Source organism: Streptococcus sp. 9903, from assembly GCF_013276625.1.
Classification (GTDB): domain Bacteria; phylum Bacillota; class Bacilli; order Lactobacillales; family Streptococcaceae; genus Streptococcus.
The window spans coordinates 1-12490 of sequence record NZ_VMLI01000029.1 but is presented as its reverse complement, the minus strand read 5'-3'; the positions used below and the strand labels follow the sequence as shown (position 1 = coordinate 12490).

14 protein-coding genes are annotated in these 12490 nt (G+C 41.2%); 12 read left to right on the top strand and 2 right to left on the bottom strand.

Going from position 1 to position 12490, the window contains the following annotated elements; genetic code table 11:
- Positions 1–455 precede the first annotated feature (455 nt).
- From trpE to trpA, 7 genes are read left to right on the top strand one after another with little or no spacing between them, the layout of a single operon-like run.
- Positions 456–1817: an anthranilate synthase component I gene (gene trpE, locus HT696_RS09420; protein WP_173283595.1), complete on the top strand. Its 1362-nt coding sequence runs from the start codon at positions 456–458 to the stop codon at positions 1815–1817.
- On the top strand, positions 1814–2380 hold the full coding sequence (locus HT696_RS09415; RefSeq protein WP_173283594.1) for an aminodeoxychorismate/anthranilate synthase component II: 567 nt from the start codon (positions 1814–1816) through the stop codon (positions 2378–2380). The genes trpE and HT696_RS09415 overlap by 4 nt, the downstream gene beginning before the upstream one ends.
- A gap of 10 nt (positions 2381–2390) precedes the next feature.
- Positions 2391–3395 carry an anthranilate phosphoribosyltransferase gene (gene trpD, locus HT696_RS09410; RefSeq protein ID WP_173283593.1) on the top strand — a complete coding sequence of 335 codons (1005 nt, stop codon included), beginning with the start codon at positions 2391–2393 and terminating at the stop codon, positions 3393–3395.
- Positions 3392–4159, top strand: a complete 768-nt coding sequence (trpC, locus tag HT696_RS09405) for an indole-3-glycerol phosphate synthase TrpC (protein ID WP_173283592.1) — start codon at positions 3392–3394, stop codon at positions 4157–4159. Before trpD ends, trpC begins: the two co-directional genes overlap by 4 nt.
- Entirely contained in the window at positions 4146–4745 is a 600-nt protein-coding gene (locus tag HT696_RS09400; protein ID WP_173283591.1) for a phosphoribosylanthranilate isomerase, read from the top strand. The genes trpC and HT696_RS09400 overlap by 14 nt, the downstream gene beginning before the upstream one ends.
- Positions 4723–5946 (top strand): tryptophan synthase subunit beta, encoded by a 1224-nt coding sequence (gene trpB, locus HT696_RS09395; RefSeq protein ID WP_000331265.1) that lies wholly within the window; start codon positions 4723–4725, stop codon positions 5944–5946. The genes HT696_RS09400 and trpB overlap by 23 nt, the downstream gene beginning before the upstream one ends.
- Complete coding sequence (trpA, locus tag HT696_RS09390; protein ID WP_164226073.1) at positions 5939–6715, top strand: tryptophan synthase subunit alpha; 777 nt, start codon at positions 5939–5941, stop codon at positions 6713–6715. Before trpB ends, trpA begins: the two co-directional genes overlap by 8 nt.
- On the opposite strand, the gene HT696_RS09385 is transcribed toward trpA, so the two are convergent.
- Positions 6687–7346, bottom strand: coding sequence for an A24 family peptidase (locus tag HT696_RS09385; RefSeq protein ID WP_164226074.1), 660 nt, complete (start codon positions 7344–7346; stop codon positions 6687–6689). The genes trpA and HT696_RS09385 overlap by 29 nt on opposite strands.
- A gap of 69 nt (positions 7347–7415) precedes the next feature.
- Here HT696_RS09385 and HT696_RS09380 point away from each other — a divergent pair, with 69 nt between their 5' ends.
- Positions 7416–7871: a GNAT family N-acetyltransferase gene (locus HT696_RS09380; protein ID WP_173253183.1), complete on the top strand. Its 456-nt coding sequence runs from the start codon at positions 7416–7418 to the stop codon at positions 7869–7871.
- Between the two features lie 122 nt (positions 7872–7993).
- Here HT696_RS09380 and HT696_RS09375 read toward each other — a convergent pair whose 3' ends face one another.
- Positions 7994–9172, bottom strand: a complete 1179-nt coding sequence (locus tag HT696_RS09375; protein ID WP_164226076.1) for an ROK family transcriptional regulator — start codon at positions 9170–9172, stop codon at positions 7994–7996.
- Positions 9173–9567: 395 nt separating this feature from the next.
- Here HT696_RS09375 and HT696_RS09370 point away from each other — a divergent pair, with 395 nt between their 5' ends.
- From HT696_RS09370 to HT696_RS09355, 4 genes are read left to right on the top strand one after another with little or no spacing between them, the layout of a single operon-like run.
- Complete coding sequence (locus HT696_RS09370) at positions 9568–10464, top strand: WecB/TagA/CpsF family glycosyltransferase (RefSeq protein ID WP_164226077.1); 897 nt, start codon at positions 9568–9570, stop codon at positions 10462–10464.
- Positions 10465–10478: 14 nt separating this feature from the next.
- Positions 10479–10796 (top strand): PTS sugar transporter subunit IIB, encoded by a 318-nt coding sequence (locus HT696_RS09365; RefSeq protein WP_050105030.1) that lies wholly within the window; start codon positions 10479–10481, stop codon positions 10794–10796.
- 16 nt (positions 10797–10812) lie between these two features.
- Positions 10813–11130 carry a PTS lactose/cellobiose transporter subunit IIA gene (locus HT696_RS09360; protein WP_050239156.1) on the top strand — a complete coding sequence of 106 codons (318 nt, stop codon included), beginning with the start codon at positions 10813–10815 and terminating at the stop codon, positions 11128–11130.
- A 9-nt stretch (positions 11131–11139) separates the two neighbouring features.
- Positions 11140–12477, top strand: a complete 1338-nt coding sequence (locus HT696_RS09355) for a PTS sugar transporter subunit IIC (RefSeq protein ID WP_173283590.1) — start codon at positions 11140–11142, stop codon at positions 12475–12477.
- Positions 12478–12490: the final 13 nt, after the last annotated feature.

Below are 12490 nucleotides of genomic sequence, written 5' to 3'. Positions count from 1 at the left end.
GAAGTCAGTAACCATACATACGGCAAGGCGACGTTGACGCGGTTTGAAGAGATTTTCGAAGAGTATGAAGGTGTACTGAGATGGACATCTCATCATCAATGTCTCTGGTCGTGGAGACAAGGACGTAGCTGCAATTGCGGACTACCTAGAAGCTAAAAAATAATAGATGGAAAAATTACAGTCTTTCTCTCACAGAGAGCTTGTGGTCGCTGGAAACAAGCAGAGAAAGTTGTAAGGTTGGGTCCATCTGAAACGAGAGAAGAAAACATAATTCTCAAGGGAGTGCCCTTTATCGCACAGCCTGTTACAGGAGGTTTCTGAGACAGGAATGAGAGATAGGAGAAATCCTATAATTGAGGTGGCACCGCGAATTTCGTCCTCACGCAAGTTATTTTGCGTGGGGATTTTTCATACAGTCACCACGGACTAGAAGTAGAACTGAAAGGGAAATTACAATGGAACGAATCATTCATGGAGATGTCTTATCACCAATCTTGGCTTATATGCGTCTAAAGGGGCAACACAAGGTTATCTTAGAAAGTATTCCGAGAGACAAGGAAACAGCTCGTTTTTCTATCTTAGCCTATAATCCTGTTTTTGAGATTAAGTTTGAAAATGGAGTCCTTTATCAAAATGGTCAAGTGATTGATCGGGATCCCTTGGATTTCCTTTATGAAGTGACTCATAAGAGCCAGCACCATTCAGATCTACCTTTTGGTGGGGGAGCTATTGGCTTTGTTGGTTACGATATGATTTCGCTCTATGAAGAAATTGGTCAAATCCCTGAGGATACCATTGGAACGCCAGACATGCATTTCTTTGTCTATGAGAGTTACATAGTTTTTGACCATAAGAAGGAAAAAATTCATGTCATCGAGGATGCTCTTTACAGCGATCGTAGTCAAGAAGATTTGGAAAAAGCCTTGAACCAAGTGCTTGAGGAATTACGCATCCTTGCTCCAAATGAATTTGAAGACTTGGATTTATCTCCGCTAGACTTCAAACCCCATATCGCTCCTCAGAAGTTTGAAGAAATGGTGGAAACGGCTCGTGACCTGATTCGTAACGGGGATATGTTCCAATGCGTACTCAGCCAGCGCTTCTCAGCAGAAGTTACTGGAAATCCATTTGACTTCTACAGAAATCTTCGCGTGACCAATCCATCAAATTACCTCTATTTCTATGATTTTGGGGATTATCAAATCATCGGTGCTAGTCCTGAAAGTTTGGTTTCAGTCAAAAATGGCATCGTGACAACCAATCCGATTGCAGGTACGCGACCAAGAGGAACTACGGAAGAAGAGGACAAGGTCTTGGCGACAGATTTACTTTCGGATGAGAAGGAAACAGCAGAGCATCGGATGTTAGTAGACTTGGGACGAAATGATATTGGCCGCATCTCTGAAACGGCCAGTGTCCAAGTTACCAAGTATATGGAAGTGGAGCTCTTCCGTTATGTTATGCATTTGACCAGCGTGGTCAAGGGGTGTTTGCTTCCAGAACTCACTGCTATGGATGCATTGAAAGCTACACTTCCAGCTGGAACAGTTTCAGGAGCACCAAAGATTCGTGCTATGAGACGCATCTATGAACTGGAAACGGAAAAACGAGGCGTATACGCAGGAGCAATCGGCTACTTGTCTGCGACGGGTGATATGGATTTTGCCATTGCCATCCGAACCATGATTCTCAAAAATCAAAGAGCTTATGTGCAGGCTGGGGCAGGGATTGTCTACGACTCTATCGCCCAAAACGAATACCAAGAAACCATTAACAAGGCTAAATCTATGACTAGAATTGGAGAACTAAGACCATGATTTTATTGATTGACAACTATGATTCTTTTACCTATAACTTGGCCCAATACATTGGGAATTTTGCAGAAGTGCAGGTCTTGAGAAATGATGATCCTAAGCTATATGAAGAAGCTGAAAAAGCAGATGGTCTGGTCTTTTCTCCTGGTCCTGGTTGGCCAGTTGATGCTGGAAAGATGGAAGATATGATTCGTGATTTTGCTGGCAAGAAGCCGATTCTTGGGATTTGTTTAGGCCACCAAGCCATTGCAGAAGTCTTTGGTGGTAAGTTAGGTTTGGCTCCAAAAGTCATGCATGGGAAACAGAGCAATATCAGCTTTGAAGCGCCATCTGTTTTGTATCAAGGTATCGAGGATGGACGTGCAGTCATGCGTTATCACAGTATTTTGATTGAGGAAATGCCAGAAGAATTTGAAGTGACAGCTCGTTCGAATGATGACCAAGCCATCATGGGGATTCAACATAAAAACCTACCGATTTATGGCTTCCAGTACCATCCAGAAAGTATCGGAACGCCAGATGGCTTGTCTTCTATTCGGAATTTTATCGAGAAGGTTGTAAAGTGAGGAAACTAGGATGAAAGATATTATTGAAAAACTAGCAAAATTTGAAAATTTATCAGGTGTGGAAATGACGGATGTCATCGAGCGTATCGTAACTGGGCGTGTAACGGAGGCGCAGATTGCTTCTCTTCTTTTGGCTCTTAAGATGAAGGGGGAAACACCTGAGGAACGCACAGCCATTGCCCAAGTCATGAGAGGGCATGCCCAACATATTCCAACTGAAATTCATGATGCCATGGACAACTGTGGTACAGGTGGGGACAAGTCTTTCAGCTTTAACATCTCCACAACTGCAGCCTTTGTCTTGGCTGGTGGCGGTGTTCATATGGCCAAGCATGGTAACCGCTCGATTTCTTCTAAATCTGGTTCTGCAGATGTCCTCGAAGCCTTGGGTATCAACCTAGACCTCAAACCAGCTGAACTAGGTAAGGTATTTGATAAAACTGGAATCGTCTTTCTCTTTGCCAAAAATATGCACCCAGCCATGAAATACATCATGCCAGCTCGTTTGGAGTTGGGAATTCCAACAATCATGAACTTGACTGGTCCCCTGATTCACCCAATGGCCTTGGAAACACAGCTTCTTGGAATTAGTCGTCCAGAACTGCTAGAAAGTACAGCTCAGGTTTTGAAAAATATGGGTCGCAAACGTGCTATTGTGGTTGCTGGGCCAGAAGGATTGGATGAAGCTGGTTTGAATGGAACAACCAAGATTGCACTTCTTGAAAATGGTGAAATCACCTTATCAAGCTTTACTCCAGAGGATTTAGGGATGGAGCGCCACGCTATCGAAGATATCCGTGGAGGCAATGCTCAGGAAAATGCAGAAATTTTGCTCAGCGTTCTTAAAAATGAACCAAGTCCATTCTTGGAAACGACAGTTTTAAATGCTGGTCTTGGTTTCTATGCTAATGGTAAGGTTGCTAGTATCAAGGAAGGAGTTGCCTTGGCTCGTCAAGTGATTGCTAGTGGCAAGGCCCTTGAAAAACTCAGACTGTTACAGGAGTACCAAAAATGAGTCAGGAATTTTTAGCACGAATTTTGGAGCAGAAGGCGCGTGAGGTTGAGCAGATGGAGCTGGAGGAAATCCAGTCCCTGCGCCAGACCTATCGCTTGGCTGACTATCTAAAACAACACCAAGACCGTTTACAGGTAATCGCTGAGGTCAAGAAAGCTAGCCCTAGTTTGGGAGATATCAATCTCGATGTGGATATTGTGCAACAGGCCCAGACTTATGAAGAAAACGGTGCAGTGATGATTTCTGTTTTGACAGATGAAGTTTTCTTTAAAGGACATTTGGATTATCTGCGAGAGATTTCCAGTCAGGTACAGATTCCGACGCTTAACAAGGACTTTATTATCGATGAAAAGCAAATCATCCGCGCTCGTAATGCCGGTGCGACAGTCATCCTGCTCATTGTGGCCGCCTTGTCAGAAGAACGCCTCAAGGAACTTTATGACTATGCGACAGAGCTTGGTCTGGAAGTCTTGGTGGAGACTCACAATCTAACTGAACTAGAAGTGGCTCACAGACTTGGTGCTCAGATTATTGGGGTTAATAACCGCAATTTGACCACCTTTGAAGTTGACTTGCAGACCAGTGTAGATTTGGCTAAACATTTCAAAGATGATTGCTTGTACATTTCTGAATCTGCTATTTTCACAGGGCAGGATGCGGAACGAGTAGCACCATACTTTAATGGAATTTTAGTTGGGACAGCTCTTATGCAGGCAGAAGATGTGGCCCAGAGAATCAAGGAGTTGCAGATTGACAAAGGTTAAGATTTGTGGACTATCGACCAAAGAAGCGGTGGAAACAGCTGTATCAGCAGGAGCCGACTACATCGGTTTTGTCTTTGCACCTAGTAAAAGACAGGTGACCTTGGATCAGGCTGCTGAGTTGGCAAAGCTTATTCCTGCAGATGTCAAAAAGGTTGGTGTATTTGTTTCACCAAGTCGGGCAGAACTGCTAAAAGCGATTGACAAAGTTGGCTTGGACTTGGTACAGGTTCACGGCCAGGTGGCGGATAATTTGTTTGAGGATTTGCCTTGTGTCAGTATTCAGGCTGTGCAGGTGGATGGAGAGGGGCATGTGCCCAATTCTCAGGCAGACTATCTCCTCTTTGATGCCCCTGTGGCTGGGAGTGGCCAGACCTTTGACTGGGGTCAACTGGATACGATTGGACTAACTCAGCCTTTCTTTATCGCAGGTGGCCTTAATGAAGACAATGTAGTAAAAGCAATTCAACACTTTACTCCCTATGCAGTAGATGTATCGAGCGGAGTGGAGATAGACGGACAAAAAGATCATGAAAAGATTAGAAGATTTATAGAGAGGGTAAAGAATGGCATATCAAGAACCAAATAAAGATGGATTTTACGGAAAATTCGGCGGACGTTTTGTCCCAGAAACATTGATGACAGCAGTTTTAGAGTTGGAGAAGGCCTACCGTGAAAGTCAGGCAGACCCAAGTTTCCAAGAGGAATTAAACCAACTCTTGCGTCAGTACGTGGGACGCGAAACTCCCCTTTACTACGCAAAAAACTTGACCCAGCATATCGGCGGAGCCAAGATTTATCTCAAACGGGAAGACCTTAACCATACAGGGGCCCACAAGATTAACAATGCCTTGGGACAAGTTTTGCTTGCCAAACGCATGGGTAAAAAGAAAATTATTGCTGAAACAGGTGCTGGTCAGCACGGTGTGGCAACTGCAACTGCTGCAGCCCTCTTTAACATGGAATGTACCATCTACATGGGTGAGGAAGATGTCAAACGCCAAGCCCTCAATGTCTTCCGTATGGAGCTTTTGGGAGCCAAGGTTGAGGCAGTGACAGACGGTTCGCGCGTGCTCAAGGATGCGGTCAATGCAGCCCTTCGTTCATGGGTGGCTAATATCGATGATACCCACTATATCCTTGGTTCTGCCTTGGGGCCTCATCCATTCCCAGAAATCGTTCGTGACTTCCAAAGTGTCATTGGACGAGAAGCTAAACAACAGTACCGCGATTTGACAGGTCAAGATCTGCCAGATGCCCTAGTAGCTTGTGTTGGTGGTGGGTCGAATGCCATCGGTCTCTTCCATCCCTTTGTAGAAGATGAGTCAGTAGCCATGTATGGGGCTGAAGCAGCTGGACTTGGTGTAGATACAGAGCACCACGCAGCTACCTTGACCAAGGGTCGTCCAGGTGTTCTTCACGGTTCTCTCATGGATGTGCTCCAAGATGCCCATGGTCAAATTCTTGAAGCCTTCTCTATCTCAGCAGGCTTGGACTACCCTGGTATCGGTCCAGAACATTCTCACTACCACGATATCAAACGTGCCAGCTATGTTCCTGTGACAGACGAAGAAGCCTTGGAAGGATTCCAACTCTTGTCTCGTGTGGAGGGGATTATTCCGGCCTTGGAATCTAGCCACGCTATCGCTTTTGCGGTGAAATTGGCCAAAGAACTTGGCCCAGACAAGTCCATGATTGTCTGTCTATCAGGTCGTGGGGACAAGGATGTGGTTCAAGTCAAAGACCGCTTGGAAGCAGATGCAGCAAAGAAGGGAGAAGCTCATGCCTAAGACACTAACAGAAAAATTGAATGCTATAAAAGCAGCTGGAAAAGGAATTTTCGTGCCCTATATCATGGCTGGAGACCATGAGAAAGGTTTGGATGGTTTAGCTGAAACAATCCACTTTTTAGAAGATTTGGGTGTCTCTGCAATTGAAGTGGGCATTCCCTTTTCAGACCCTGTTGCAGATGGACCTGTGATCGAAGAAGCAGGCTTGCGTAGTCTAGCTCACGAAACTTCTACCCAGGCTTTGGTTAAAACCTTGAAAACCATTCAAACAGAAGTTCCACTTGTCATTATGACCTACTTTAATCCCCTCTTTCAGTACGGTGTTGAGAACTTTGTCAAAGATTTGGCTGATACAGGGGTTAAGGGTTTGATTATTCCAGACCTTCCTCATGAGCATGCCAACTTTGTAGAACCATTTTTGGCAGATACAGACATGGCCTTGATACCCCTAGTTAGTTTGACAACAGGACTTGAGCGCCAGAAAGAGTTGATTGATGGGGCAGAAGGATTCGTCTATGCGGTTGCCATCAATGGGGTGACAGGGAAATCCGGCAATTACCGTGCAGACTTGGACAAGCACTTGGCGCAATTGCATCAAGTGGCTGACATCCCAGTCTTGACAGGTTTTGGTGTGTCTAGTCAAGCCGATGTAGAACGCTTCAATGCGGTGTCAGATGGCGTGATTGTCGGTTCGAAAATCGTAAAAGCTCTCCACCAAGGAGAGCCAATTGAGGACTTTATCAAACAAGCAGTAGCTTACCAAAAATAATCACACAAGCAGCAAGTAAGAGGAAAGGTACGAAAGGAAGTCTTTCCTTTTTCTTTTGCAGGAGAAAGGCTAGAATTCCTGTTGCAGAAGCAAACTGAATCAAGATGAGTAACTCGGTTATGCTAAAGACGAGAGCGCAAGAAGCTAAAAAGAGGAAATCCCCTGCACCCATGCGGATATCGATAAAATGAGCTAAAATTCCAAGGATAAGGAAGAAGACCATGACCAGATTCCAGCCAGAGGAAGCCATGAGGATTAGGTGGAAAGTCATCCAGACCAGTAAGGGATATTCCTGATGGTGAAAGTCGTAGATGCCCAAGGTCAAACCCGCAGTGATTAGGATGACTTGACTCAAGGAAAGCAATTCCCAAGACCAAGACAGAAAGAGAAGTCCCAATCCCAATTCAAAAAGGGCATACCAAACAGGATAGCGAGACTTGCAGTAGCGACAGCGAAAGCGATTGAAGACCTGCGAGAGAATCGGAATCAAATCTAAGGGACGCAAGGGAGTCTGACAGGAATCGCAGTGACTAGCAGGTTGGATAATGGATTGCTCTGGAAAACGGTCGATGAGCAAACCAAGAAAAGAAGCGAGAATGCTCCCGACAAGAAAAAAATAAAAATCAATCATACTTATCTATTCGTAAAAAATAGGAGAAGTAGTATAATGGAGAAATATAGATAAGATGGTGAGGAAAAGATGACAATTCGTTTTGAAGAAAAGGTGAGTATAGAAAACGCTCAACGCGTATGTCAATGGTCCAACTCTCTTGGCAAATCCTTTCAAGAACAATGGATGGGAACAATGATTCCTTTTCCCTTGACAATTCAAGTCTTGCAAGATTTGGAAGGAATCTTTTCTATTTTTGATAGACAAGAGTTTGTCGGGCTAATCCAGAAAATCAGGCTAGAAGATAAGAATCTTCATATTGGAAGATTTTTTATCAACCCCCAGAAACAAGGGCAAGGATTAGGTAGCCAAGTTTTAAGGAAATTTGTTAGTTTGGCATTTGCAAATGAAGATATAGATAGTATTTCTCTAAATGTCTTCGAGGCAAATCAAAGAGCTCAAAATCTTTACCAAAAAGAAGGATTTGAAATCGTTCAAATTGTTGAAACACCTATACGAAAATACATTATGAAAAAGGGGAGATAGGAGTTTAATTACAAATATAAAGAAAGCGAACAAAACAGAATTCTGATTTTCAGAAAACAGGTTTGTTCGCTTTTTATGATATACTCCCTCTTTTTAGCCTATTTATTAAATGTAATAGAAAATTAGGAATGTAGAATTGTATGATACAAACAAAGTGCAATAGCTGAGTGTGCAGCTGTAAAATCATTATAAGGTTCAATAATAACTTCAGGTAGGCGATTATAGAGCAATTTGGGTTTGTAGTTCATTTCACTATATAGTTTTTGGATGATGTGCTGATTTGTTAGTAAAGGACTATGTAGGTAGATTTTTTGAGAGTCAATCATCATACTGATATTTAAAATGGTTTGACTAAGATAGAGTAAGGCTTGATGGATAAGTGTGATTATTCCAGTGTCACCTAATTGATAAGCGGTTAAAATAACTTGGATATCAATATCATCGGCATTTTTGACTAAGCTAGGAAGTAAAGAATAGGTAGATTGATGATATAGAATTTTTGATTTTTTGATTAACCAAGATTCTCCAGCAAAAGTTTGTAAGCATCCCTTGCGCCCGCAACTACATTCTTCTCCCTCAGATGAAACAACTGTATGCCCTATTTCTCCAATCATTAGATTCCCTTTCCCATAAATGTTCCCGTCGTAGATATAAGAACAGTGCATACCTCTAGCAAAATGAAAATAAGCAAAATTAGGGTCATTCTGTTGGCGACTAAATAGGCGTTTACCTATAGCCATACAGTTAACATTGTTAGAGAAAAACAAAGGCTTATCAAAGTGGGATTGAATCATTTCTAAGTCGATATGTTGCCATAAAGGATTGTTTGTTGTTATTTTATAATCATCTAAATAGCGACCAGGTAGCGCGATTCCAATTGCTTCTATTTTATAATCAGAGCAGTTATTTAAGAATTGCTTTAGTGTCTGGCTAATGAGTTGATTTCCCTTTTCTTGGATTAACTGTTTAGTAACAATTTCTTTCTCTTCTTTTAAGATATTTCCTAGATTATCTCCTAAAGCAAAAGTAAAGTGTTTTTCAGATAGTTCACAACCAATGTAGTAAAATCGATTAGCTTGAATGTCTAGCAGAATTTTTTTTCTCCCTACACTTGTATCGTGTTCGTCTTCACCAAGTTCTAAGAGAATGTTTTCTTTAATCAGCTCATTTGTGATACTGCTAGTTGTTGCAGGTGTTATTCCGGTTTTAGTAGCGATTTCAATTCGTGAAATGGGTCCTAATGTGTAAACTGTCTCCAGTATTTTAGCTCTTAGTTGTAATTGTTTCTTAGATAAGGTCATATTAGTTTTCTTCCTAGTTGTCAGATTCTTAAAATCCTATGATTTTTTGCTATGGATAAATGTAGATGTTAATCTTTTTAAGCTTTTCATTACTTACTGGTCTCTTTTTATTATATATTGATAATAAAAAATAATCAAATGTTTACACAAATCCTTGACAAGGCTTTCTTATAGTTGTAAAATATAAATAACAAAAGATAATCAAATAACAACTTGACGTCAAAAAATAAAGCTAATTGATAACTTTTGATAATAAAATATATTTAAGAGGAAGTGCAACGGAAAATAATTCACAAGATAGAAAATAGAGTAGTATGTGATGATAGGGGTTCTTGCTAACAATGATATAGAGCCTAGTTGTTACGAAAATATTTCAATCAGTTGGAGGATTGAGAATGAAACGTTTAATTAGTGCAAATCCATCTGAGATATTAGAGATGAATGCTGAAGAATTAAAACAAAGTATTTTAGCAAGTGAAGGTAGAGTTGTTCTATCTGAAAATGTAGCCACTCGTGAGACATTTGTTGGAGATATCACTAATTCTGAAATTGCTAGAGCTTTTGGAGCTGACATGATTTTATTGAATTGTGTTGATGTTTTTGAGCCTAAAATTTATGCTTTGGATAGTTCAGGTGATGATGTTATTCATCGCTTACACCAGCTCGTTGCTTGCCCAATTGGTGTAAATTTGGAACCGATTGACCCATCTGCAAAGATGCTAGAGGAAACACAGGAAATTGTTGCAGGTCGTGTTGCTAGTGTTGAAACATTGAAGCGAATAGAGGAGTTAGGTTTTGACTTTGTCTGTTTGACTGGAAATCCTGGAACAGGAGTTAGCAATCGAGAAATCATTAAGGCTGTTCAAACTGCTAAGGAAAACTTTTCTGGTTTGATTATTGCAGGTAAGATGCACGGGGCAGGAGTGAATGAGCCTGTGGCAGAGCTTTCTGTCGCAGAGCAATTGTTGGAAGCAGGTGCGGATGTGATACTTGTTCCAGCAGTTGGAACCGTTCCAGCCTTTCATGACCAAGAGTTGCGTGAAGTCGTTGATCTCGTTCATAGTAAGGGTGGTCTTGTATTGAGTGCTATTGGTACTAGCCAAGAAACATCTGATACGGAGACAATTAGGGAAATAGCGCTGAGAAATAAAATTTGTGGAGTTGATATTCAACATATAGGTGATGCAGGATATGGGGGACTGGCAACAGTCGATAATATTTATGCCTTGAGCAAGGCAATTAGAGGAGTGAGACATACAGTATCTCGCTTGGCTAGGTCAGTAAATAGGTGATAAAGGAGTAAGCTATGGCTAAAGTAACAATTATGTTAGCGTGTGCAGCAGGTATGAGTACAAGTCTGCTAGTGACAAAGATGCAAAAGGCAGCAGAAGATAAGGGGTTGGATGCAGAAATTTTTGCAGTTCCAGCTCCTGAAGCAGAAGAAATTGTAGCAACAAAAGAAGTAAATGTGTTGCTTTTAGGCCCTCAAGTTCGCTATTTACTAGGGAACTTTCAAGAAAAACTAAAAGATAGACAGATTCCTGTGGCGGTTATTCCGATGACAGATTACGGAATGATGAATGGTTCTAAGGTCTTAGATTTAGCTGAAAGTTTATTAGACTAAGATTGAGGAGAATGCTATGAATGAAAGTAATTTAGAATCTGTAATGGGGCTAATTATGTATGGTGGGGAAGCCAAAAGTAATGCTATGGAGGCTATTCAGGCAGCAAAAAAAGGTGATTTCTCAAAAGCCAATCAAAGATTAGCTGATGCGAATGCTGCCTTATTACAGGCGCATAAGGCTCAAACAGAAATGTTGACAAGAGAGGCACAGGGGGAAGAAACTTCAATTAGCCTCTTGATGGTACACGCGCAAGATCATTTAATGACGAGTCTGACCTTTGTTGACTTAGCAAAAGAAGTGGTAGAAGTGTACAAACGATTTGAAAAAAATTAGGAGTTTGGTATGAATACAATGTTGGATAAAATGCAAGAAAAACTTTCTCCAATTGCAATGAAAGTTGGGAATCAGAAGTTTTTAGTTGCTTTACGTGATTCATTTGTGGGGACTATGCCTGTTATTATGACAGGTTCCATTGCTTTGTTATTAAATGCTTTTCTAGTGGATTTACCACAACAATTTCACCTAGAAAGTATTACGAAAACCTTTCAGTGGCTTGTTGACATCAATAATTTGGTATTCAAGGGAAGTATACCAATTGTTTCCTTGTTGTTCATCTATTGCTTGGGAGTGAATATCGCTAAGATTTACAAGGTTGATACAGTTTCTGCTGGTTTGGTATCACTTGCCTCGTTTGTCATTTCGATTGGAAGTACAGTTACAAAGAGTTTCCCTTTGGCAAATGTAGGAGATGTGAAATTAGATAAAATCTTACAAGGAATTGATAATCTAGCATTTGATGGTAAAAATCTGATGGTAACTATTGGGAATGTGATTCCAGGAAACCATATCAATGCCAGAGGCTACTTTACAGCCATGATGATTGGATTTTTAGCCTCTATTATTTTCTGTAAAGTGATGAAAAAGAACTGGGTAATCAAGTTACCAGATTCAGTTCCCCCTGCGATTGCTAAGCCGTTCACTTCTATCATTCCAGGATTTATGGCGATGTATATAGTAGCCATCTTGACTTATGTTTTCCATTTACTTAGCAATGACTTATTGATTGATTGGGTTTACAAGGTGTTACAAACGCCATTACTAGGTTTGTCTCAAAGTTTCTTTGCAGTTATTCTGATGATCTTTTTGAATAAATTATTCTGGTTTTTTGGTCTCCATGGAGGAAATGTATTGGCTCCCATCATGGAAGGGCTATTTGGAGTTGCTATGTTAGCGAACTTGGATGCTTTCCAAAAAGGTGAACCGATTCCTTATATATGGACAAGTGGATCTTTTGGGGCGTTTGTCTGGTTTGGAGGATTAGGATTAGTACTTGCTATTTTAATTTTTTCAAGAAACAGTCATTATCGAAAAGTTGCCAAACTTGGTCTAGCACCAGTTCTGTTTAATATTGGTGAACCGGTCAATTATGGTTTACCAGTTGTCTTGAATCCTTTGCTATTTATACCATTTGTACTTAGCCCAGTTTTCATGGCAACGGTAGCTTACTGGGCAACAAGCTGGGGTCTCGTTTCACCTGTTACGCAAAATGTTACTTGGGTAATGCCACCAATTTTATATGGTTTCTTCTCTACAGCATTTGATTGGCGTGCCATCATCTTATCAGTTGTTTGTTTGATTATTAGTGTCTTGACGTATTTCCCATTTGTGAAAATGGGGTAAATTCCCAAACTAA